Here is a 19,209-nt window from a genome sequence, read left to right as displayed (position 1 = left end):
GGCCAATGTTGCCGATGAAGTACAGGCTTTCCTTGTCCCACCACGGCCAGCGCCAATAGCGGATGCCGCCGCTGGCGCGGCCGGTATAGACCGGGTTGCCCTTCTCGCCGTCCTGCTTCACGTAGCCGATGGCGAACTCGCTGCGCTCGCCGGGCGCATAGCCGAGTTTGATCGAGGCGCGGCGGTCGCTGCGATAGGCGTTTTCGCGTTCGTCGCCGGTATCGGTGGGCTTGGCCTTGTAGTCCTTGAAACCGTCCGGCAGCGGGAAGCTGTCGGCATCCAGCCACGACCAGCCCGCTTGCAGATACCAGTCGCCCTTGCGCATCCCCAGATTGGCTGCGGCTTTACGCTCGCCGCGACTGCCCGCACCAAGGCGCACGTCGCCTTCCAGCGGTTGGGTGGGTTTGCGCGAGACCAGATTGATCGCACCACCCAAGGTGTTGGGGCCGTACAGCAGCGAAGCCGCGCCCTTGGCGACGTGGATTTCGCCAAGGCCGAAGGTGGTGAAGCGGTCGAAGTCGATATAGCCATCGTAGGGGACGTATTGCGGGATGCCATCCAGAAATACCGGCACTTGGCGCGGGTCAAAGCCGCGCACGTACACCATCGCCTCGTTGCGGCTGTTGTGCGAGAGCGATACGCCGGGCGCAATGGCAACAGCCTCGCCTACGGTTTCGCGGTTGAGGGTATCCAGTTGTTCGCGGGAGATGGCGGATTCGCCAGCAGCGGACCGCGTTGCCTTCTGGCCTTGCACCACCACGCGGCCAAGTTCGAAGGGTTTGCCGGTTTTGTCAGTATCTTCGGCATGCGCAGAGGCAAAGCAGGACAGGCTGATGAGCAGCGCGACCGACAATACGCTGCACTGCAGGCGTTGGTAGGGGTTGTTGTTTGTGTGAGCTTGCATAAGCAGGGCGTGCTGAGGGAATTGGGAATGCCGGCAATACCGCGCCATGCCGCGACAATTGAATGTGCGGCAACGTGCGGCCGGGATTGGGAAAAGGTGTGGCACGTCCCTGTGCCACGCAGGGGTCATTTCATTCGTAATACTTCAATGGAGCTGAGATTGCGCACATGGCGCGGGCCGGTTTTGGTGTCTTGCCCGGAGATCAACAACAGCTGGCCTTCACGCACATCCAGCGGTTTGCCATCTTTTTCCCAAGCCACCAGCACGTCCTTGCCAATCGCGGTGTTGTAGAGCTCGTTCCAGGAGAAGGTGACCACGTAGCCATCGGTAGCGCGTGCCACCACCACCATGCGGCGGCCATCCTTGTGGCCATCCAGGCTCAGGCCAACGGCATCGAGCACATCGGTCAGCCGAGCGCCACGGAAATTGGCGACCTTGCCCACCGTGGCCCCGGACGCGCACACCACGTCCATCGGCCCGCTGTTGCGGGTGGTGAGCTTTTTCAGTGCCGTCACATCGAAGGCCTTGGGCGCTTTGACCGCGCCGCTGATGCGTACCTCGATGCTGGGCTTGACGCTGGCGATGGGGACGGGGTTGTCGGCATAGGCAACGTGCAGGGCAGGGGTGGTCAGTAGCAGTGCAGCGAGTACGAGGGGGCGAAGCTTCATGGCAATACCTTCGATATGTGGATATGTATATAGCGATTGGCAGCATAACTAACCCATGCCCGGGCGGGTTTGATTTGAGTCAACTCTTTACGCTGGCGTGTCGCGCCACTGCCGATGCAGTGCCCGCAACTGCCCGGTAAACAGCAATGCCCATGCGCACAGGCCGATGCCGAAGATCACGTGCGGCAGCAGGCCAAGGAAATGCAGTTCCATGGCTTCCATCATGCGCAAGGTACTGACTGCGTACATGCCCAGCGGGAACACCGCGCCCCAGTACATCGGGTCGTAGGTGAATGGGAAGTGGCGTACACCGTGCCGCCAAATCGCCAGGACAATCAGCATTGGAATCCACCAGGTGCCGGTGGCCCAATAGAATACGGTGAAGCCTTTCAGGAACGGCAGCATCGAGTTCAGGAATGGCGCGTGCGGGGTGTTGAGAATCAGCAGTGAGCCGGCCAGTGTGGAAATGGCCATCGCGCCCATGTTGATCCAGTACGGTGGTGACAAATCGGCGGGAGAAAACGCAAAAAACGTGTAGCGATAGAAGATCAGCGACATCATCCAGATGTACAGCATGCCGCCCCACAGCCACATCGACAGTGCGAAGAAATTGAGCTCCATCCGCAGCGGTTGATCCACGTGTTGTGAAATCAGCGCCGCAATTACCGCCATCGATTGGGTGGCCACCACCGCCAGCAGCCAGCCACCATTGATGCCACGCGCAAGTTCCGGCTTGTCTTGCTTGACCGTGAGCACGGTAAAGATGGTGTAGGTGAACAGCACCCAAGCCAGCAGGCCAATACCCCCCAGGAGCGCGGCCAGTGGCAGATTGCCGCCAATCAGCAGGCTTTGGCTGGCAAGGATCGAACAGGCCGCGACGAAGGTGAAAAACCCCGGTGCGTTGAGATGGTTGAACAGATCATCGCGCACGCGCTTGGGATGCCAGTACAGGTGCATCAACGCCAGCGCACCGATGACCACGAACAAGCACCAATTCAGCCAGAACAGACCGATGGCAAGGTGCGGCAGGCCCATCAGATGTGCTGCAAGTGACAGGATGCCGGTGGCCATCACCATGCTGAAATAGCCGGGCGAGAGGGTTTCGGTAGAGGTGCGGACGTGGCGCAGCAGGCGTGGCATCGGCGCACTTCCTTTTTCAAACAAACCGCATCCGAGACTAATCAGCGCAGGCTTGCATGCACTTGATCGAAATCAACTGCGAGCCATTACACCAGCAGGGCCACTGCCTTGATTTGCACCCACAGCGCCATGCCGGGTTGCAATTGAAGGCGTTCCAGGGAGCGATGCGAAATCCGCGCCAGCAGCGGCGTGCCGTTGGCCAGCAAGCGCACCTGTACTTGTCCGCCGGGCAGTGCATCCAAGGTTTCCAAAGTGGCGGGCAACAGGTTCAGCAGGCTGGAATCATCGTGATGGTGCAGCGCCAGGCTCACATCGCGGGCTTGGATGCGTATCCGCAGGGGTGTGCCGGGTGGATGCGCGGGGCCGTGTGCGTATAGCGTGCCGGCGCGGGTGTGCAGGGCCAGCAGGCCGTGAGCATCACGGTCGATGACCTGTGCGTCCAGCACCACGCCGGCATCGTCACGCAGCGCCAGCGGCAAGTCATTGCGATTGAGCAGCTCCAGTGCAGGGCCGGCGCTGGTGATGTGGCCGGCTTCCATCAACACCAAATAATCGGCCAGCCGCGCCACTTCTTCCACCGCATGGGTGACATACAAGATGGGGATGCCGGCATCGCGGCGTACGGTTTCCAGAAACGGCAGGATCTCGCTGCGGCGCTGCGCATCCAGCGCGCTCAACGGCTCATCCAGCAACAAGACTTTGGGCGCCGTGACCAGTGCACGCGCCAGCGCCACGCGCTGCCGTTCACCGCCCGAGAGCGAATGTGGGCGACGTGCCAGTAGCGGCGTGAGTTGCAGGCGCTCGATCCATTGCGCAAGCAGCGCCGCGCTGGCACCCGCGCGCTTCCAGCCATAGCGCAAATTGCCTTGCACACTGAGGTGAGGAAGCAGGGCGCTGTGCTGGAACACCATGCCCACTGCGCGGCGGTGCGCGGGCAAGCGAAATTGCGGAGCCTGCCAGAGTTCGCCAGCAATTTGCACCCCCCCACTGGCCGCCGGCTCCAACCCGGCGATGGCTCGCAGCAAGGTGCTTTTGCCGCAACCGGAGGGGCCAAACACCACTGTGGTGCCTTGCACGGGCAGGCGCAGGTCGGCGTGCAGTTGGAACGCGCCGCGTGCCAGCCGCAGGGAAATTTCCAGCGTGTTTGCAAGTTCAGCCATGCAACACCGCCGTGCGTCGGCCCAACCACTGCATCACCAGCAGCAGCGCAAACGAAAAGGCCAACAAGCAGGCTGCCAGCACATGCGCGTCGGCATACGCCATTGCTTCCACTTGGTCATACAGCAATACCGAGAGCACGCGGGTCTGGCCTTCGATATTGCCGCCCACCATCAACACCACGCCAAATTCGCCCACCGTATGCGCAAAGCCGAGCAGGCTGGCGGTGAGCAGCGAGGGCCGCGACAGTGGCAATACGACGCTGCAAAACCGATCCAGCGGGCCGGCGCGCAAACTGGCGGCAGCGTCCAGGGTATCCGTTGCAATTGCGGCAAAACCGGCTTGCAGTGGATGCACCACAAATGGCATCGAATACAGCACCGAGGCCAGCAGCAGGCCGCTGAAGGTGAATGCCAGACTGCCCAGTCCCAGTGATTGGGTCAGCTGCCCAATCGGGCCGGCAGGTGCCAGCCCGATCAACAGATAAAACCCCAGCACGGTCGGTGGCAGCACCATCGGCAATGCCACCACCGCGCCCACCGGCGCACGCCAGAATGAGCGACTACGCGCCAGCCACCACGCCAGCGGCATGCCCACGATCAGCAGAATCAGCGTGGTGAATCCCGCCAGTTTCAGGGTCACCCAGAGCGCGGCGATCCAGGCGGGGGTGTCGACTTGCATGGGTGATCAGTCGTAACCCAGCGCGTGGATTTGTTTTTGCGCGGCCGGGCTTTGCAGGTATTTCATAAAGCCGCGTGCCGCTGGATTTTTGTAGCCATGCTGGAGCAACACTGCGCTTTGCACGATGGGCGAATGCCAGCTGGCTGGCACATCCCAGCCCGAACCGGGCTTGCCCTGCTTGCCTGCCTGCAAAACCAGCGAGCGCGGCAACAGGCCCAGTGGTGCAGCACCGCTGATCACAAACTGGGTCGCCTGGCCCACGTTTTCACCCAATACCAGCTTGGGCTCCAGTTCCACCCAGCGGCGTACGTAGTTCAGGCTTTCGCGGGCGGCTTCGCCATAGGGTGCCAACGCTGGGTTGGCGATGGCCAAACGTTCGATATGACCTTTGCGCAGCAATGCCTCGCCATCGGTCACGGCGTCGCGATCACGGCTCCACAGCACCAGCCGACCGATGGCGTAGTCGTACACGGTGTTGCCATCGGCCATGCCTTCATCGGCCAAGCGCCGTGGTGTGGCGGCATCGGCCGACAGCAATACGTCGAACGGTGCGCCGTTGTGAATCTGTGCGTACAGCTTGCCGGTGGAGGCGGCGCTGACTTCGATGCGATGCCCTGTCTGCTTGGAATACGCACGGCCCAGTTGGCGCGCGGCATCGGCAAAATTGGCGGCCACCGCCAAGCGTGCGATGGGCGGCGGCGGTGGCAGTTTGGGCTTGCTGGTGAGCGGCACGGCAGCGGTCGTTGGCGCAGTCGTAGCAGGCCTTGCCACCATCGGCTTGGCGGCGGGCGCCGCTTGTGGCTTGGCTGGCGGGCTGGCCTGTGGGACGGCAGCCAGCGTTGTGCACGGCAGCGCCAAGGCTGCCGAAATCAACCATCCCAGAATCCATCCACGCTTCATGTTCAGCATCCGGTTGCGACGTTGCGTGAAGTCTATCCGGTTGCTTCGATGCCGGTACTGGTGAGGCCCGGCTATAATCCCCGATTCGTCAATTTTTGGTGCGCCCGCGTGTTTGAATCCCTGACCCAGCGCCTGTCCGGCACGATTGAACGCCTGCGTGGCCGTGGCCGCCTGAGCGAATCCAATATCAGCGAGGCCGTGCGCGAGGTGCGCATCGCCTTGCTGGAAGCCGATGTGGCACTGCCGGTGGTGCAAGCCTTGATCCAGCGCATCAAGGTGCGTGCGGTGGGGCAGGAAGTGCTGCGCTCGCTGTCGCCGGGCCAGGTGCTGGTCAAGATCGTGCGCGACGAATTGGCCATGGTGATGGGCGCGCAGGCATCCGACCTGAACCTCAATGTGCCGGCCCCTGCGGTGATTTTGATGGCCGGCTTGCAAGGTGCGGGCAAGACCACCACGGTGGCCAAGCTGGCCAAGCACCTGAAGGAAAAACGCAAGAAGAAAGTGATGGTGGTGTCCGCCGACGTCTACCGTCCGGCCGCGATCGAGCAATTGCAGACGCTGGCCGGTCAGGTGGGGGCGATTTTCTTCCCCTCCGATGCCTCGCAAAAGCCCGAGGCCATCGTCAAAGCCGCGATAGATGAGGCGCGCAAGACGTTTGCCGATGTACTGATTGTGGATACCGCCGGTCGCACCAGCATTGACGCTGCGATGATGGCCGAGATCAAAGCCCTGCACGCCGCAGTGAACCCGGTCGAAACCTTGTTCGTGGTCGATTCGATGACCGGCCAAGATGCGGCTGTGACGGCCAAGCATTTTGGTGAAGCACTGCCGCTGACCGGCGTAGTGCTGACCAAGACCGATGGCGATGCACGCGGCGGCGCGGCACTCTCGGTGCGCTACATCACCGGCAAGCCGATCAAATTTGTCGGCGTGGGCGAGAAGCCCGACGGCCTGGACGTGTTCCATCCCGAGCGCGCCGCCGGCCGCATCCTCGACATGGGCGACGTGCTGTCGCTGGTCGAACAGGTGGAATCGCAGGTCGATCAAGACAAAGCCAAAAAACTGGCCGAGAAAGTGGCCAAGGGCAAAAAGTTTGACCTCAACGACATGCGCGACCAGCTTGAACAAATGCAGAACATGGGTGGCTTGTCTGGCTTGATGGACAAACTGCCGGGCATGGGTCAGGTGCCGGAGTCGGTCAAGCAGCAAGTGACCGGCAAGGAAGTGCCGCGCATGATCGCCATCATCAATTCGATGACCAAAAAAGAACGCCGCAACCCGGATCTACTCAACGGCTCGCGGCGCGCGCGGGTGGCACGCGGCAGCGGCCTCACCCCGGCCGACGTCAACAAAGTGCTCAAGCAATACCAGCAGATGGAGAAAATGATGGGCAAGCTGGGCCGTGGCGGCATGAAGGGCATGATGCGTGGCCTGTCCGGCATGATGGGTGGGCGTGGCGGTATGCCGATGCGCTGATTTGGCGTAATGTTGCATCAACGTCGGAAGGTGTTCGATGCAGCAGCGTCTTGATTATCAGCATGCCTCGCCAGAGGCTTTCAAAGCCATGCTGCAGCTGGAGAGGCAGGTCCATCTAAGCGGCCTGGAAGCGTCGCTGCTCGAATTGGTCAAATCCCGCGCCTCGCAGCTCAATGGCTGCGCCTGGTGCCTGGACATGCACAGCAAGGATGCGCGGGCGCAGGGTGAAACCGAGCAGCGCGTGTACCTGCTGCCGGTCTGGCGCGATGCGCCTTGCTATACCGAGCGCGAGCGCGCGGCGCTGGCCTGGACCGAAGCGGTCACCGCGATAGCCGGTCCGCATGGCGTGGACGATGACGTCTATGGTGCGGCGCGCCGTCATTTCGATGAAAAATCGCTGGTGGACCTGACCCTGGCCATCATCGCCATCAATGGCTGGAATCGGCTGAATGTTGCATTTCGCACCCCGGTTGGCGATTACGTCAGCCCGCACTCGATAACGGGTTGAGCATGAGCAATGACATTCGCGTCAATACCGAGGTGGTGCGCGGATTCATTGTGTACTCGCGTATCGTGGGTTGGTTGCTGGTAGCGGTATCGCTGATCGTGCTGCTGGCGTGGGTGAGTGCTGTGGCGCCCTTGCAGATGTTTGCGCTCCCGGCTACCAGCATGCGTGCCGGCGCGGCCTTGGCTGGCGTGCTTGCCGGTGGCGCATTGCTGTTGTCGCACAGATGGCCATGGAGCAGCTTCCTGCTGTCCTTGCTGCTGACCCTGCTTGCGGGGTGCGAGCTGCTGGAATTTGCATCGGGTGCCAAGGTGATTTGTCTGCCTGATCTGGGGGGGCTGCTTCCACACTGGCCGAACAGGCCGCCCGGGAAAATGCTGGAACTGACGGCAGTGGCATTCACGCTGCTGGGGCTGGTGGGGATGGCGGTCGCGTCAAGGCAGGTGATTTGGCTGCGTGAGGCCTGCGCGCTTGCGGTCATCGCCATCACCATGGCGTCGATTGCCGCGTTCGGGCTTGTGCTGGCAGGGACAGCATTCCACCTGCCGCTCAGGATGCCGATCGTGACGGCGTCGCTGTTGCTGTTGCTGACGCTAGCGTGGATGGCATCGGTGCCATCCACCGGCTTGACGCGTATCGTGGTGGCCGACAGCCCGGGCGGTGCATTCGCACGTCGGCTGATCCTGCCTGCGTTGCTGCTGCCAAGCCTGCTGACCTTCCTGTTCGAGATGGTACAGGCGTGGCTGGGTGTGTCCGAAGCGCAGGCGCTTTCGCTGGCTGCGGTGGTGACCGGTGGCGTGGTCGCCGCCGCAATCCTGTGGGTGGCTTATCTGCTGGATCGCAGCGAGCGCCAGCGGCGTACCGTGCTTGCGTTGCGCACCGATGCCAACACCGACGGGCTGACCGGGCTGGCCAACCGGCGCGCGTTCGACGCGGGATTGGCGCAGGCGCTTCGGGAGAATGAGGATGTCGCGCTGCTGATCCTTGATCTCGACCACTTCAAAAGCTTCAACGATGATTTTGGCCATCAGGCAGGGGACGATGCATTGCGGGAGGCCGGGCGCCTGCTGCATGCGGAGCTGCGTCCGGGCGATCTGGCTGCACGCTATGGTGGCGAGGAATTCGCGGTTGTCCTGGTGCGGAGCGACGCAGAGCGCGTGGCGCAAGTGGGGCGGCGCATCCTGGCCGCGTTCCATGCCAGGCAGTGGCCGAACCGACCGGTGAGGGTGAGCATCGGTGCAGCGCTTGCGGTATCGGGCGAGGCGCCCGCCGGGCTGATCTCCCGGGCCGATGCGGCGCTCTATCGTAGCAAGCAGGAAGGGCGCGACCGTCTCACGATGGCGGCTGAGGCGCCGGCGGAGGCGAAAGCGCCGCCCCTGGGGCATGCCTGACGGCCAGCGTGTGCCCCGCGCCTTGGAAGATCATGATGCTCAAGTGCTTGGCTGCGCCTTGAAAAAACGCTAAACTTGTCGGCTTACCCGGCCATCCCGGCCGCTGGGCAACACCGAGAAACTGCAATGGTCAAGATTCGCCTTACCCGTGGCGGCGCCAAGAAGCGTCCTTTCTACCACATCATCGTCACCGATGGCCGCAGCGCCCGTGATGGCCGCAACATCGAGCGCGTGGGTTTCTACAACCCGGTGGCGCAGGGTGCGGAAAAGCGCGTTGAGCTCAACCTCGATCGCGTCAAGCATTGGCTGGACAACGGCGCGCAGCTGACCGACAAGGTGGCTGATTTGTACAAGACCGCCGTCAAGGCTGCCTGATTCACCTTGCATGGCGCCTGTTCGCAGGCGCTGTGACAGCGAGAGTCCTCCATGAACGCACCGGACAGCTCCCAGCGGATGATTGCCGTGGGTCGCCTGCACGGTGCGTTTGGCGTGCGTGGCGAGGTCAAGCTGGAAAGCTTCACCGATCCCGAAAAGGCGATTGCCCGCTATCAGCCGTGGACGCTGCGTGATGCGCGCGGCAACCCGCAGGTGTGCGAAGGCGTGAAAGTACGCGAGGGCGGCAAAGGGCTGGTGGCGACCTTGCCGGGGGTGGACGACCGCGACGCCGCCGATGCGCTGCGCGGCGTCGAGGTCTGGGTGCCGCGTTCGGCCTTGCCTGCGCCGCCGCCCGGCGAGTATTACTGGGTGGATTTGGAGGGGCTGCGCGTGGTCAATGCCGATGGCGCAGACTTTGGCCGCGTGTCGCATATCTTCAATAATGGTGCCAACGATGTGCTGGTGGCGCAGGGCGAGCGCGAGCGCATGATTCCGTTTGTGCTGCCTACTTACATCGTCTCGGTGGATTTCGATGCCGGCGTTGTCACGGTCGATTGGGACGCGGATTTTTGAGCGTCATGCGCTTCGACATCCTCAGCCTGTTTCCCGAATTCGTCGAACAAATCAGCGCGCACGGCGTAGTGGGGCGTGCGGGTGAGCGCGGGTTGTTGTCGGTGCATGGCTGGAATCCACGCGATTACGCCGAAGGCAACTACCGCCGCGTGGACGACCGCCCGTTTGGTGGCGGCCCCGGCATGGTGATGTTGATCGAACCTTTGCGCGCCGCGTTGGCGGCGATGCGCGCTGCCGATCCCGCACCTGCGCATGTGATTTATCTCAGTCCGCAGGGCCGGCCGTTGACCCAGGCCGCGGTGCGCGAATTGGCGGTCCGTCCCCGTATTGCGCTGCTGTGCGGGCGCTACGAGGGCGTGGATGAACGCCTGCTGCAAGCCGAGGTGGATGAAGAAATTTCGATTGGCGATTACGTGCTGTCCGGCGGCGAGTTGGCGGCGGCGGTGCTGATTGATGCGGTGGCGCGCCTGCAGGAAGGCGCGCTGAACGATGCCGAATCGGCCGTGCAAGACAGCTTTGAAGGCGATGGCCTGCTGGACTGCCCACATTACACGCGGCCGGTGGAACACGCGCTAGGCAGCGTGCCCGAGGTGTTGTTATCGGGAAATCACGCGGCCATTGCCTATTGGCGAAGGCAACAATCGCTCGGCCGCACCTGGCTTCGCCGGCCGGAGTTGTTGAACGAAGCGGAACTGTCCAAAGGCGATCGCGCCTTGCTGGACGACTTTCGCAGCCGATGGTTGCAGGCGGTGGATGAGCCGGACGACGACGGCCCAGACACGGTTTAAGGCCAACCTGCAATAGTGCGCCAAGTATTTGCCGCAAAACGGAAAACCCAGCTATAATGCGCGGCTGGGCCAATCGCCCGTGTTGTACCGATGTCTGCTTTATCAGTGCCATGACGCGGGTCCACGTGCACTCGCGCAACAACGACTCCAACAGGCGCGTGCACAAGCACGCAATACACATCAATAGGTTGATCCCATGAACAAGCCCTCGATCCATACCCTGCTGCAAGATTTCGAATCCGCCCAAGCGACCCGCAAGCTGCCCGATTTCGGCCCCGGTGACACCGTGGTGGTCAACGTGAAAGTGAAAGAAGGCAACCGTGAGCGGGTGCAGGCTTACGAAGGCGTGGTGATCGGCAAGAAGAACGCTGGCCTGAACTCCGCGTTCACCGTGCGCAAGATCTCGCATGGCTTTGGCGTCGAGCGCGTATTCCAGACCCACAGTGCCACCATCGACTCGGTGGAAGTCAAGCGTCGTGGCGCGGTGCGCGCCAGTAAGCTGTACTACTTGCGTGGTTTGGAAGGCAAGAAGGCCCGCATCAAGGAAGACTTGGCTGGCAATGCCAAGGCGCGCGCCAAGGCGGCTGCCGCGGCTGCCGAGTAATCCAGCGCTTCGCGTGATGCACAGCGGCCACCTTCGGGTGGCCGTTTGCGTTGGAATCTCCGGGAATTTGCAGATGACATTGGTGGATGACAGCGGTAGCGTTCGTCTTGATTTGTGGCTCTGGGCCGCGCGTTTTTTCAAGACCCGCGCATTGGCCAAGCACGCGATTGAAACCGGCAAGGTGGAGGTGGGAGGGCAGCGCGCCAAACCTGCGCGTGGCGTGCGGGTGGGGGATGCGCTGCGCGTGCAACGCATGGAAGAGGTTTTCGAACTCGACGTGCTCATGTTGTCGGTGGTACGTGGCCCGGCGGCTATTGCGCAGACGCTGTATCGCGAATCCGAAGCCTCACGTGCGGCGCGTGAACTCGCCCGCGCCCAGCGCGCCGCCGAGCGTGCCGGCTACCATCCACCCGAGACCAAGCCCGACAAGCGCGCACGTCGCTTGATTCGGGCGCTGGGGGATATCGACGCGCTGTAGGCTAAGGTAGCGCCTGTCCACTGCCGCCGTTTCCGCCACGTCCATGTCCACACGCGCCACTCGTTTGTTGAAATTGCTGGATGCATTGCGCCAGCGTCGGCAGCCGGTATCGGGTGTGCAACTGGCGGAGACGTTTGGCGTCAGCCTGCGCACCCTGTATCGCGACATCGACACCTTGCGCGGACAGGGCGCGGACATTGCCGGCGACCCCGGTATTGGCTACCAATTGCGCCCCGGCTTTCTGCTGCCACCGATGATGTTTTCGGAAGAAGAACTCGAGGCGATGGTGCTGGGCACGCGCTGGGTGGCGTCGCATGCCGACCCGGAGCTGGCGACGGCGGCACGCGGCGCAATGGACCGCATCCTTGGCATCCTGCCGGAGGGCCTGCGCTTGCAGGTGGAAACCGGTGGCTTGTTCGCGCCGGATTGGCGCCCTTCGGCCCCGGAGCCTTGGTTGCCGACGCTGCGCCGCGCCATCCGTGGCCAGCGAGCCCTGCATCTGGCCTATGCCGATGCTGGCAATCGGGTCTCGCAGCGTACGATCTGGCCGTTTGCGATGGCTTTCCTCGATGATCGCCGCTTGCTGGCCGCGTGGTGCGAACTGCGCGGGGAGTTTCGCCATTTTCGCGCTGATCGCGTGCTGGGGCTGGAAGATGCCGGGCGCGGCTACCCGGAGACACGGCATGGTCTGCTGCGGCGCTGGCGCGTGCAGGAGCAGCTGCGCCAGCGTGACCGCGTCACTGCTGACAGAAATTGACAGCAGGGCCGGCGCACACTGCGGGCTCACCCCGACCCGATCAAGGAGCCTTCATGAGCACGCAATTGCGCTTCTACACCCACCCGATGTCGCGCGCCCGGATTACCCGCTGGATGCTGGAAGAAACCGGCCTGCCTTACGAAGAGGTTGTGCTGGAGTACGGCACCACGATGAAGGCGCCGGAGTTCCTTGCCATCAATCCGATGGGCAAGGTGCCGGCGCTGTTGCACAACGGCGTGGCAATCACCGAGAACGCCGCCATCTGTCTGCATCTGGCCGATCTGGTGCCGGAGCTGGGCCTGCTGCCACCGCCGGGCACGCCAGAGCGTGGCGCTTGCTACCGTTGGATGCTGTTCGCCAGCCCGCTGGAGTTCTTCATTACCGCACGCCGCCACGGCAGCATCGCACCGTCGATGGAGTCTGGTTACGGCAACGAGGCCGACCTGCTGCGCACGCTGGAAGGCGCAGTGGCGGGCAAGCGCTTTCTGGTGGGCGACCGCTTCACCGTGGCCGACCTCTACCTGTCCGCCTTCATCGGCTACTACATCCAGATTGGTGAGCTGGAGCCCAGGCCGGTGTTTCAGGACTATGCAATGGCACATTCGCAGCGACCAGCCTGTCAGCGTGCGACTGCGCACGATGAAGGCTTGCTCAAGCCGAAAGCGGAGCCGTCGGTAAACGCGGCGCATTAATCCTGCCGCTTCGACAAAATTGCTGCAGTTTCCGCAGCGATATCCTCGATACATGCCTGCATCTGCGCACGCCGGGTGCGGAAGCTGAGTACGCACACCCGCCCGAGGAAGCGTTCGCCCACTTGCGCGCCGGTGAGCATCACGCGCCCGCGTGCCGTCACCCGTTGCATCAGCGTGCGGGTGGCGGCGTTCTGCGCTTCCAGCGTGGGTAGCGATCCGTGTTCCAGATGGAAGGCAAATAGCGACAGCTGCGGCGGCGCATCCATCACGATGCCGGGGATCTTCGCGACCTCGCCGGCGGCCCAGCATGCCAGGCCGCGCTTTTCCGATAGCGCGGCACGGTAGCGATCGCTGCCAAGCAGCTTCAGTGTCAGCCATATGCGCAGGCCGGGAAAACCGCGCGACAGGTCGGGGCCGTACTGCGCCGGGTCGTAGAACTCGTTCTGGTTGTCCGGCAGATAGCCGGCCTCGGAGGCATGCAGTGCGCGCAGTGCTTCGCCGTCGCGTACCAGCAGCGCGCCGGTGCCGTAGGGCAGGAACAGGCCCTTGTGCGGGTCGAGGGTAAGCGAATCCGCACGCGGTAGCCCGGCCAGCAGCGGGCGCAGCTCCGGCACCATGTGGAAGAACGCGCCGTAGGCGCCATCGACGTGGTGCCACAGCGCTTCGCGTGTGCACAGTTCGGCCACTGCGTCGATCGGATCGACCGCGCCGGTGTTGGTGGTGCCGGCGGTGGAGAACACCATGAAGGGTTTCAGCCCCGCCGACCGGTCGGCGCCGATGGCCAGCTGCAGTGCGTCCACGCGCATCCGGAAGTTTTCATCGACTTCGATGGTGCGTACGCGATCGTGGGCGATACCTGCCAGCCGCGCCGCTTTGGTGATTGAATGATGCGATTGCGAGGACACGTACAGCGTGCCAGCGCGGATGTCGGTGCCTAGGCGCTGCTCGCGCGCTGCGGCAATCGCGTTGAACATCGCCATCGAGCCGCCGGGGGTGAATATGCCGCGCGCCGTCGCCGGGAACTGCATCCACCCGCGCATCCAGTCCAGCGCGTTGGCCTCCAGTTGCACCAGCGCCGGGGCCGCCTGCCAGATACCGGTGTAGCGGTTGGCGGTGTCGGCGATAAAGTCGGCGAGCGCTGCCGGATAGATGCCGCCGCCGGGAATGTAGGCCAGATAGCCGGGGCCGGGTGTGCCGAATGAGCGAGGAATCCACTGCTCGAACAACGGGTCGAGCAGCGCGTCCAGCGTGGTGCCGTCCAGCGGTTCCGGCTCGGCCAGCGATCGGCACAAGTCTTCAATGCCGTCGAAATTCCCGTTCGATGGCATGCTTCCCAAGCCTGCTATGTGTGCAACTGCACGTTCGACCACCGCATGGCCCATGGCGCGCATGGTTTCGGGCGTGAATTCGAGATTGGCGGGATCGTTCATGGCGTCATCGTCATGCAAGGCAAGGAATTGTGCCGGCTGCGATCGCTGCAACGGATGCCGCAAATTGGGCCGTGCACGGTTCAGTCTGCATCCGCAATGGGCCACGGCGGTAGTTCGCTGTTGCGCTGGAATTCGAAAATCAACCGGGTTTCGATATGCGCCACTTCCTCGCGCTCGGTGAAGGCGGTCAGGGTGAAGTTGCGCAGGTGGTCGCTGTTGCGCACGCCGACGTGGACGAGGAAGTCGTCGGCGCCGGCGACGTGATAACAGGCCAGCACTTCCGGCAGCGCCAGCAGGTGGGCATGGAAACCATCGACCAGCGCACGCGAGTGTTTGGCCAGCCGTACCGACACCATCGCCTGCAGCCCGATGCCGATCGCCTGCGGCGCAATCTCGGCGTGGTAGCCCAGCAACACCTTGTCTTCGCGCAGCTTGCGCACCCGTTCGAGCGCAGTGGACTGCGCGATCCCCACTTTTCCGGCAAGGTCTTTGTTGGGTAGCCGTGCATTCTTCCGCAACAAGCGCAACAAGGCGTAATCGATTCGATCAAGTGTGGTCATATGATTGAATTTCAAAATACTATTCGACATGAATTATAGTTGTCGAACAATGTTCTAGCATGGAATGAATATTCCATGTGGGGAAGTGCCATGCATCGTTTTCAAACCATCGCCGTCCACGCCGGGCGCGAAGATTTTGGCGAGCTTTGCGTACATGCGCCGCCACTGGATTTATCCACCACCTACCCAATCGCGGATCTCGATGTGGCGGGGGCCAGTTTTGATGCGCTGATTGGTGGCAAGCATGATGCCGCCAACCCGATCTATGCGCGCCTGCACAACCCCACCGTGGCACGCACCGAAAACGCGATTGCCAAATTGGAGGGTACCGATGCCTGCGTGGCATTTGCCTCGGGGATGGCGGCGCTCACCGCCGTATTGCTGGCACGTCGCGCGCATGGTGGCCATGTGCTAGTGGTGCGGCCGTTGTATGGCACATCGGACCACCTGTTGGCCAGTGGCATGTGCGGGTTAGAGGCAGAGTTCGTGGCTGCCGAAGACATTGCCACCAAACGCCGCGCCGATACCGTGCTGGTGGTCATCGAAACCCCCGCCAATCCCACCTTGGATTTGGTCGATATCAAAACAGTGATAGCGGCTGCCGGCGAGGTGCCGGTGCTGGTGGATTCCACTTTCGCCACGCCAGTCCTGCAAACCCCTGCGGCACTCGGTGCCACCTATGTACTGCACAGTGCCACCAAATTTCTGGGTGGGCATGGCGATGTGATTGCCGGCGTAGTGTGTTGCGATGAAACCCACGCCGGGCCACTGCGCACCGTGCGTGCTGCGACGGGTGGCTTGCTGCACCCATTGGCGGCGTATCTGTTGCATCGTGGCTTGCCTACGTTGAAATTGCGCGTCGAAGCAGCGCAAGCCAATGCGCAAGTCTTGGCGCAACGGTTGGCTGGGCATCCGGCGGTGAACAAGGTGTTTTATCCGGGGCTGGGCACGGTACGCAATGCGCAGTTGTTGGGGACGCAAATGTGTGGCCCCGGCACGCTGATGGCATTCGAGTTGGCTGGTGGGCATGCCGCTGCTGCCAAGGTGATGGCCACGGTCAAAGTGATGACGCCGGCGGTAAGTCTGGGCTCCATCGATACCCTGATCCAACATCCCTCCGGGCTCACCCATCGCATGGTGGATCCTGCGGCAAAAGCAGCTGCCGGGATTACCGATGGCCTGCTGCGGCTGTCGGTGGGAATCGAGGATGTGGAAGACCTGTGGGCGGACCTGGCGCAGGCATTGGGCTGAACCTGTTTTTTGCAGCTGCGCCGGCATTTATCCTGCGGCGCGTTGCAACAGACGGGTGACCCGTACCGTTCCATCGGGGACGGGTTGGCTATGGCGCATCGCATGCAGCCATTGCGGCAGTAAATGCGAGGCGGCGGTGATCGCATCGATCAGTGCTTGATCGGGGTTGCGCTTGCGTCCGGCATGCTTGGCCGCCTGCTCGGCGGCGCGGCCAAGATCTGCCAGCTGGGTGGCCCCAATCACCGGGGCCGAGCCTTTGAGCGTGTGAAATGCACGCGAGAGCGCTCGCGTGGGGGCTGGATTGGAGAAATCCTTGCACCAAGCGGCAAGCGCGTTTTCGACATTTTTGGTGATGTCTTCAAGCTCCAGCAAAAACACTTCGCGCATCTCGGGATCAACGTCGCGGGCTAACGCGGGTTTGCCAGAAGATGAGGATCGTCGCGGCGCAGGTTGTGACCCCGAGCGAGAAAACAAACGCTGGAACAGGGCCGAAATCCAATTACTCAAGCGCATCCCCCACTCCGGTTAGATGCGGCAGAGTGGCATAAGCCTAGGCTTGCCACAATGCACACCGCCGGCACCGGGTGAGATGTGCCGGGCATGTGGGGTCGCGGCCTTCAGCGCCCACCGCCACCAAACAACGAACTGCCAATTTTGAGCGCATCGCTCAAACCCAGTTGGCCATCGCCGTCTTGATCGAGCAAAGAGCCCAGCAGCCCGCCACTGGTGCCGCCTTGTTGGCGGATCGCCTGGTGTTCTTGCCCCAACAAGCCACTGAGCGCATCTGCACCACCGGCATCCCCCGACATTCGCTTGCCAAGGTAGGCCATCACGATCGGAGCCAACATTTGCAGCAGTTGGCCAGACTGCGCATGCGGCAAACCAGTGGCTTGGGCCACGCCAGCCTGTGCGCTGTCTTGTTGGCCACCAAAAATATGCCCCAAGATGCCGGCCCCATTGGCCTCTGCACCGCCGCCGCCGCCCAACACCGCGCCCAATACACTGCCGATATCCAGCCCGCTGTGATTGTTCTGTAGCGCACCCAGCAAGGCCTGTGCACCTTCGGGACTGGCGGCATTGCTGCCCAGTTTGCCCATCAGCAAAGGCAAGGCGGTGCTGATGGCACCCGATGCCTGTACGGGATCAAGCCCCAGCTGGCTGGCGATTTGTTGCAAGGGTGCGCCTTGTAGCTGGGCGGCAAGGTCTTGGGTCATGGCGGTCATGGGGCATTCCTGCGGAGGTGAACACCCATCCTACGTCGGCAAGGTGAAAAATAGGCAAGACGGCTGCAGGATAGGGCGCCTGCATTCGGTTATAGCCCCAACGCCTTGGCCACGCCGGCACCATAGGCCGGGTCGGCCTTGCTGCAGTTGTCAATGTGGCGCTGCTTGATGAAGTCCGGCGCGTCGCCCATCGCGCGGGCAGTGTTGTCGAATAGCATCTGCTGCTGGGCCGGATTCATCAGTCGGAACAGGTCGCCGGGCTGCTTGTAGTAGTCGGCATCGTCCTCGCGGAAATTGAACCAGTCAGCGACGTTGCCGATCTTCAATGGCGGCTCGCGGAACTGCGGCTGTTCCTGCCACTGCTGGAAGCTGTTGGGCTCGTAATGCGGCAGCCCGCCGTAGTTGCCGTCAACCCGGCCGATGCCGTCGCGATGGTTACTGTGCACCGGGCAGCGTGCGGCATTGACCGGGATTTGCTGGTAATTGGTGCCCAGCCGGTAGCGCTGCGCGTCGGCATAGTTGAACAGCCGCGCCTGCAGCATCTTGTCTGGCGACACGCCAATCCCGGGGACCAGGTTGCCGGGTGCGAACGCGCTCTGTTCGACGTCGGCGAAGAAATTCTCCGGGTTGCGGTTGAGCTCGAACTCGCCGACCTCGATCAGCGGATAGTCCGCCTTCGGCCACACCTTGGTCAGGTCGAACGGATGGTAGGGCACCTTTTCCGCGTCGGTTTCGGGCATCACCTGCACGTACATCGTCCACTTCGGGAAGTCGCCGCGTTCGATGGCGTCGAACAGGTCGCGCTGGTGGCTTTCACGGTCATTGCCGATCAGCGCGGCGGCTTCGGAGTCGCTCAGGTTCCTGATGCCCTGCCGGGTGCGGAAGTGGAACTTCACCCAGAAGCGCTCGCCAGCCGCGTTCCAGAAGCTGTAGGTATGCGAGCCGAAACCGTGCATGTGGCGGTAGCTGGCGGGAATGCCGCGGTCGCTCATCACGATGGTGATCTGGTGCAGCGCTTCCGGCAGCAGGGTCCACCAGTCCCAGTTGTTGGTGGCGCTGCGCAGGTTGGTGCGTGGGTCGCGCTTGACCACCTTGTTGAGGTCGGGGAACTTGCGCGGGTCGCGGATGAAGAACACCGGGGTGTTGTTGCCCACCATGTCCCAGTTGCCTTCCTCGGTGTAGAACTTCAGCGCGAAGCCGCGGATGTCGCGCTCGGCATCGGCCGCGCCGCGCTCGCCGGCGACGGTGGTGAAGCGGGCGAACAGTTCGGTCTGCTTGCCGACTTTCTCGAACAGCTTGGCGCGGGTGTAGCGGGTGATGTCCTGGGTGACGGTGAACGTGCCGAACGCGCCCGAGCCCTTGGCGTGCATGCGCCGCTCCGGGATCACCTCGCGCACGAAGTTGGCCAGCTTCTCATTCAGCCACACATCCTGTGCCAACAGCGGGCCGCGTGGGCCGGCGGTGAGGCTGTTCTGATTGTCGGGCACCGGCGCACCGAAGTCAGTGGTCAGGTGAGTGGCCGGATATTGCTTATTGCTGTCGCTGGGCTTGCTCATGATCGATCCTTTGCGGACGTGGGCGATGACGCCACGATAGGCGCTTTCCGCTGTGCTGAGAAATCGAATGATGTGATTCTTTGAATAGAAATTGCCTAT

At 62.7% G+C, this 19,209-nt stretch carries 22 protein-coding genes; 11 read left to right on the top strand and 11 right to left on the bottom strand.

Annotated features, from left to right (window positions below; genetic code table 11):
• From QWB57_RS07650 to modA, 6 genes are all read right to left on the bottom strand, one after another.
• Positions 1-904 (bottom strand): TonB-dependent receptor plug domain-containing protein (locus QWB57_RS07650; protein ID WP_288969010.1); only part of this gene is annotated, 904 nt, incomplete at its 3' end.
• Between the two features lie 125 nt (positions 905-1,029).
• Positions 1,030-1,572, bottom strand: a complete 543-nt coding sequence (locus QWB57_RS07645) for a molybdopterin-dependent oxidoreductase (RefSeq protein WP_288969009.1) — start codon at positions 1,570-1,572, stop codon at positions 1,030-1,032.
• An 87-nt stretch (positions 1,573-1,659) separates the two neighbouring features.
• Positions 1,660-2,712 (bottom strand): tellurite resistance/C4-dicarboxylate transporter family protein, encoded by a 1,053-nt coding sequence (locus tag QWB57_RS07640; protein WP_288969008.1) that lies wholly within the window; start codon positions 2,710-2,712, stop codon positions 1,660-1,662.
• Between the two features lie 86 nt (positions 2,713-2,798).
• The gene (gene modC / locus QWB57_RS07635; RefSeq protein WP_288969007.1) at positions 2,799-3,872 is read right to left on the bottom strand and encodes a molybdenum ABC transporter ATP-binding protein; all 1,074 of its coding nucleotides are present in this window, start codon (positions 3,870-3,872) and stop codon (positions 2,799-2,801) included.
• Complete coding sequence (modB, locus tag QWB57_RS07630; protein WP_223629251.1) at positions 3,865-4,551, bottom strand: molybdate ABC transporter permease subunit; 687 nt, start codon at positions 4,549-4,551, stop codon at positions 3,865-3,867. Before modB ends, modC begins: the two co-directional genes overlap by 8 nt.
• 6 nt (positions 4,552-4,557) lie before the next feature.
• Positions 4,558-5,451 (bottom strand): molybdate ABC transporter substrate-binding protein, encoded by an 894-nt coding sequence (gene modA / locus QWB57_RS07625; RefSeq protein ID WP_263296782.1) that lies wholly within the window; start codon positions 5,449-5,451, stop codon positions 4,558-4,560.
• A 108-nt stretch (positions 5,452-5,559) separates the two neighbouring features.
• Here modA and ffh point away from each other — a divergent pair, with 108 nt between their 5' ends.
• The 10 genes from ffh (at position 5,560) to QWB57_RS07575 (ending at position 13,090) form a co-directional block, all read left to right on the top strand.
• Positions 5,560-6,927 carry a signal recognition particle protein gene (gene ffh, locus QWB57_RS07620; RefSeq protein ID WP_223629252.1) on the top strand — a complete coding sequence of 456 codons (1,368 nt, stop codon included), beginning with the start codon at positions 5,560-5,562 and terminating at the stop codon, positions 6,925-6,927.
• A gap of 37 nt (positions 6,928-6,964) precedes the next feature.
• A complete protein-coding gene (locus QWB57_RS07615; RefSeq protein WP_223629253.1) occupies positions 6,965-7,435 on the top strand; it encodes a carboxymuconolactone decarboxylase family protein in 471 nt (156 codons plus the stop codon).
• A 2-nt stretch (positions 7,436-7,437) separates the two neighbouring features.
• Positions 7,438-8,823, top strand: coding sequence for a GGDEF domain-containing protein (locus tag QWB57_RS07610; RefSeq protein ID WP_288969005.1), 1,386 nt, complete (start codon positions 7,438-7,440; stop codon positions 8,821-8,823).
• A 126-nt stretch (positions 8,824-8,949) separates the two neighbouring features.
• Complete coding sequence (gene rpsP / locus QWB57_RS07605; RefSeq protein ID WP_223629255.1) at positions 8,950-9,198, top strand: 30S ribosomal protein S16; 249 nt, start codon at positions 8,950-8,952, stop codon at positions 9,196-9,198.
• A 51-nt stretch (positions 9,199-9,249) separates the two neighbouring features.
• Positions 9,250-9,771 carry a ribosome maturation factor RimM gene (gene rimM / locus QWB57_RS07600; protein ID WP_288969003.1) on the top strand — a complete coding sequence of 174 codons (522 nt, stop codon included), beginning with the start codon at positions 9,250-9,252 and terminating at the stop codon, positions 9,769-9,771.
• Positions 9,772-9,776: 5 nt separating this feature from the next.
• A complete protein-coding gene (gene trmD / locus QWB57_RS07595) occupies positions 9,777-10,559 on the top strand; it encodes a tRNA (guanosine(37)-N1)-methyltransferase TrmD (RefSeq protein WP_288969002.1) in 783 nt (260 codons plus the stop codon).
• 196 nt (positions 10,560-10,755) lie between these two features.
• Positions 10,756-11,163, top strand: coding sequence for a 50S ribosomal protein L19 (rplS, locus tag QWB57_RS07590; protein ID WP_288969001.1), 408 nt, complete (start codon positions 10,756-10,758; stop codon positions 11,161-11,163).
• Between the two features lie 73 nt (positions 11,164-11,236).
• Positions 11,237-11,641: an RNA-binding S4 domain-containing protein gene (locus QWB57_RS07585; RefSeq protein ID WP_223629259.1), complete on the top strand. Its 405-nt coding sequence runs from the start codon at positions 11,237-11,239 to the stop codon at positions 11,639-11,641.
• Between the two features lie 43 nt (positions 11,642-11,684).
• Positions 11,685-12,398 (top strand): YafY family protein, encoded by a 714-nt coding sequence (locus tag QWB57_RS07580; protein ID WP_288969000.1) that lies wholly within the window; start codon positions 11,685-11,687, stop codon positions 12,396-12,398.
• Between the two features lie 53 nt (positions 12,399-12,451).
• Positions 12,452-13,090 carry a glutathione S-transferase family protein gene (locus QWB57_RS07575; protein WP_223629261.1) on the top strand — a complete coding sequence of 213 codons (639 nt, stop codon included), beginning with the start codon at positions 12,452-12,454 and terminating at the stop codon, positions 13,088-13,090.
• Here the strand turns inward: QWB57_RS07575 and QWB57_RS07570 are convergent.
• Both QWB57_RS07570 and QWB57_RS07565 read right to left on the bottom strand, forming a co-directional pair.
• Positions 13,087-14,520 (bottom strand): aminotransferase class V-fold PLP-dependent enzyme, encoded by a 1,434-nt coding sequence (locus tag QWB57_RS07570; protein WP_223629262.1) that lies wholly within the window; start codon positions 14,518-14,520, stop codon positions 13,087-13,089. The genes QWB57_RS07575 and QWB57_RS07570 overlap by 4 nt on opposite strands.
• Positions 14,521-14,600: 80 nt before the next feature.
• Positions 14,601-15,080, bottom strand: coding sequence for an Lrp/AsnC family transcriptional regulator (locus tag QWB57_RS07565; protein WP_223629263.1), 480 nt, complete (start codon positions 15,078-15,080; stop codon positions 14,601-14,603).
• Between the two features lie 90 nt (positions 15,081-15,170).
• On the opposite strand from QWB57_RS07565, the gene QWB57_RS07560 reads away from it, so the two are divergent.
• The gene (locus QWB57_RS07560) at positions 15,171-16,331 is read left to right on the top strand and encodes a PLP-dependent transferase (protein ID WP_288968997.1); all 1,161 of its coding nucleotides are present in this window, start codon (positions 15,171-15,173) and stop codon (positions 16,329-16,331) included.
• A gap of 27 nt (positions 16,332-16,358) precedes the next feature.
• Here QWB57_RS07560 and QWB57_RS07555 read toward each other — a convergent pair whose 3' ends face one another.
• From QWB57_RS07555 to QWB57_RS07545, 3 genes are all read right to left on the bottom strand, one after another.
• The gene (locus QWB57_RS07555; protein ID WP_263296785.1) at positions 16,359-16,718 is read right to left on the bottom strand and encodes an Hpt domain-containing protein; all 360 of its coding nucleotides are present in this window, start codon (positions 16,716-16,718) and stop codon (positions 16,359-16,361) included.
• Between the two features lie 230 nt (positions 16,719-16,948).
• Positions 16,949-17,554: a DUF937 domain-containing protein gene (locus tag QWB57_RS07550; protein ID WP_223629266.1), complete on the bottom strand. Its 606-nt coding sequence runs from the start codon at positions 17,552-17,554 to the stop codon at positions 16,949-16,951.
• Between the two features lie 89 nt (positions 17,555-17,643).
• The gene (locus tag QWB57_RS07545; protein WP_288968995.1) at positions 17,644-19,110 is read right to left on the bottom strand and encodes a catalase; all 1,467 of its coding nucleotides are present in this window, start codon (positions 19,108-19,110) and stop codon (positions 17,644-17,646) included.
• Between the last annotated feature and the right edge of the window lie 99 nt (positions 19,111-19,209).

Source organism: uncultured Thermomonas sp., from assembly GCF_937872235.1.
Taxonomy (GTDB): domain Bacteria; phylum Pseudomonadota; class Gammaproteobacteria; order Xanthomonadales; family Xanthomonadaceae; genus Thermomonas; species Thermomonas beijingensis.
The sequence above is the reverse complement of the archived record's forward strand: the minus strand, read 5'-3'. Positions and strand labels throughout refer to the sequence as shown.

Excerpts from the sequence above, each read along its gene's own strand:
- QWB57_RS07565 (WP_223629263.1), bottom strand. The coding sequence starts at position 15,080 with ATGACCACACTTGATCGAATCGATTACGCCTTGTTGCGCTTGTTGCGG.
- QWB57_RS07560 (WP_288968997.1), top strand. The coding sequence starts at position 15,171 with ATGCATCGTTTTCAAACCATCGCCGTCCACGCCGGGCGCGAAGATTTT.
- modC (WP_288969007.1), bottom strand. The coding sequence starts at position 3,872 with ATGGCTGAACTTGCAAACACGCTGGAAATTTCCCTGCGGCTGGCACGC.
- QWB57_RS07550 (WP_223629266.1), bottom strand. The coding sequence starts at position 17,554 with ATGACCGCCATGACCCAAGACCTTGCCGCCCAGCTACAAGGCGCACCC.
- QWB57_RS07575 (WP_223629261.1), top strand. The coding sequence starts at position 12,452 with ATGAGCACGCAATTGCGCTTCTACACCCACCCGATGTCGCGCGCCCGG.
- QWB57_RS07580 (WP_288969000.1), top strand. The coding sequence starts at position 11,685 with ATGTCCACACGCGCCACTCGTTTGTTGAAATTGCTGGATGCATTGCGC.
- QWB57_RS07610 (WP_288969005.1), top strand. The coding sequence starts at position 7,438 with ATGAGCAATGACATTCGCGTCAATACCGAGGTGGTGCGCGGATTCATT.
- QWB57_RS07585 (WP_223629259.1), top strand. The coding sequence starts at position 11,237 with ATGACATTGGTGGATGACAGCGGTAGCGTTCGTCTTGATTTGTGGCTC.
- modA (WP_263296782.1), bottom strand. The coding sequence starts at position 5,451 with ATGAAGCGTGGATGGATTCTGGGATGGTTGATTTCGGCAGCCTTGGCG.
- QWB57_RS07645 (WP_288969009.1), bottom strand. The coding sequence starts at position 1,572 with ATGAAGCTTCGCCCCCTCGTACTCGCTGCACTGCTACTGACCACCCCT.
- QWB57_RS07555 (WP_263296785.1), bottom strand. The coding sequence starts at position 16,718 with ATGCGCGAAGTGTTTTTGCTGGAGCTTGAAGACATCACCAAAAATGTC.
- QWB57_RS07570 (WP_223629262.1), bottom strand. The coding sequence starts at position 14,520 with ATGAACGATCCCGCCAATCTCGAATTCACGCCCGAAACCATGCGCGCC.
- QWB57_RS07615 (WP_223629253.1), top strand. The coding sequence starts at position 6,965 with ATGCAGCAGCGTCTTGATTATCAGCATGCCTCGCCAGAGGCTTTCAAA.
- rplS (WP_288969001.1), top strand. The coding sequence starts at position 10,756 with ATGAACAAGCCCTCGATCCATACCCTGCTGCAAGATTTCGAATCCGCC.
- trmD (WP_288969002.1), top strand. The coding sequence starts at position 9,777 with ATGCGCTTCGACATCCTCAGCCTGTTTCCCGAATTCGTCGAACAAATC.
- QWB57_RS07545 (WP_288968995.1), bottom strand. The coding sequence starts at position 19,110 with ATGAGCAAGCCCAGCGACAGCAATAAGCAATATCCGGCCACTCACCTG.
- rpsP (WP_223629255.1), top strand. The coding sequence starts at position 8,950 with ATGGTCAAGATTCGCCTTACCCGTGGCGGCGCCAAGAAGCGTCCTTTC.
- rimM (WP_288969003.1), top strand. The coding sequence starts at position 9,250 with ATGAACGCACCGGACAGCTCCCAGCGGATGATTGCCGTGGGTCGCCTG.
- modB (WP_223629251.1), bottom strand. The coding sequence starts at position 4,551 with ATGCAAGTCGACACCCCCGCCTGGATCGCCGCGCTCTGGGTGACCCTG.
- QWB57_RS07640 (WP_288969008.1), bottom strand. The coding sequence starts at position 2,712 with ATGCCACGCCTGCTGCGCCACGTCCGCACCTCTACCGAAACCCTCTCG.